A 1,725-nucleotide genomic window follows, 5' to 3' on the forward strand; every position below is an offset into this window, starting at 1 on the left:
CGATTCCCGAAGGGCGCACTTAGCCATTGAATAAAATTCAATGGATGCGTTAGGGGCTTCACCCCTAAAACCCTGATAACACCAAAAATGAAAAATTAAAATTTTCCATTTTTGCCGTTTCCCAAAAAAACCGAACGAGTGTCTACGAGTGACGACCCCACCATAAAAATTCCAAAACCTTCCCTCCCTGATTACAAGCTCCCATAAAAATTCCAAACGGGAAAAACCGAGCAACGCGACGACCCGATTTTTGTTTCTCGAATGAGAAACGCGGAAGCGTGCATTACTGAAAAATCATCACGAATTAGCTAGGGGTAAAAAATCAAAAAAAGGCATCTGAAAAGAGGGCAAAAATGGGAATTTTTGAGGGTGTTTTTCCTTGTATTTATTATTAAGGGATAACTTCGATTTTGAAAATGTGGTTGTAGCCCTTGTGGGTTAAGGCTTTGAGGGGTATTTGACAGGTCAATAAAAAAGCCCGTATAGTTTGGACATCTGACCTTCCTAACTAACCGAGCTTTTCTATGTCTCAATCTTGCCATGATTCCGACCTTGGAATCAATTTTTTAACAGAAATTTCACCTCATGAAGTTTCTTGGGATGAGCATCGTTCTGATGCTGAGTCCGTTAAAATTCTCTATAACTACTCCGTTGAACTTTCAAAATATGCAGACCGAATTAACGGTTGTTCAGGCATTTTGAAATTTGGAGTTAATCCTGATCAGGGAAAATTAGTTCTCAAGCAAGCGTTTTTTTGCCGTGTCCGTCATTGCCCTGTGTGTCAGTGGCGCAGATCTCTACTCTGGAGGGCGGTTATGTTTCAGCAATTGCCAAATATTCAGGAACGTTTTCCTACCCATCGTTGGGTATTTCTAACCCTAACCGTGAAAAACCCACCTGTTACCGAATTGCGTGATACCTTGAAGCACATGAATGATTCATGGAAGCGACTGATTGAAACCAAGCGGTTTAAGTCAGGGGTAGCAGGTTTTATAAGAACAACCGAAGTCACCAGGGGGAATGATGGCGACATGATGGCACATCCGCACTTCCATGCCTTGTTGTTGGTTAAACCAAGTTATTTCAAAGGACAGGGATATATAAAACAGGGTGATTGGGTCGAAATGTGGTCGAAAGCTTTGCGAGCTGACTACTTGCCATCGGTGAACGTGAAAGCCGTTAAAGCTACTTTGGACGAAAAAGGACGTAAGCAACTCGATAAAGCAATCTGCGAAACGCTCAAATACAGCGTAAAACCGTCCGATTTGGCTTTAGAGCGTGATAAGGGTGCTTGGCTCCATGAGATGACCAAACAAGTCCATAAGATGCGTTTTATCGCAACAGGAGGCGTTTTAAAGGGGATTCTCAAGCCTGAAGATGAAATCACTACGGAAGAAATGATTTCGTCCTCTGAGGAGGTACAGGACGTTGGAGAAGCGAGAGTAGCGTTCCAGTTCAGACCTGAATACCGAAAATATGTTTATGCGCCCAAATATAACGAATACTGATTTCATAAACCCCACTTGATGGGGTTTTCATTTTTGAGTAGCAACGAAAGAATGCACGCTTACGCGTTTCTCCAAAACGACCCTAAAAACCGATTCCCGAAGGGCGCACTTAGCCATTGAATAAAATTCAATGGATGCGTTAGGGGCTTCACCCCTAAAACCCTGATAACACCAAAAATGAAAAATTAAAATTTTCCATTTTTGCCGTTTCCCAAAA

At 42.2% G+C, this 1,725-nt stretch carries 2 protein-coding genes; one reads left to right on the top strand and one right to left on the bottom strand.

Annotated features, from left to right (window positions below):
• The first annotated feature begins 524 nt into the window (after positions 1-524).
• Positions 525-1,508, top strand: coding sequence for a protein rep (locus FTU17_RS17285; protein WP_100358301.1), 984 nt, complete (start codon positions 525-527; stop codon positions 1,506-1,508).
• Positions 1,509-1,535: 27 nt separating this feature from the next.
• Here the strand turns inward: FTU17_RS17285 and FTU17_RS17420 are convergent.
• The coding region (locus tag FTU17_RS17420; RefSeq protein WP_218955572.1) for a hypothetical protein at positions 1,536-1,725 on the bottom strand (190 nt) is incomplete at its 5' end.

It is taken from the genome of Acinetobacter sp. YH12070 (assembly GCF_013419625.1).
GTDB lineage: Bacteria > Pseudomonadota > Gammaproteobacteria > Pseudomonadales > Moraxellaceae > Acinetobacter > Acinetobacter amyesii.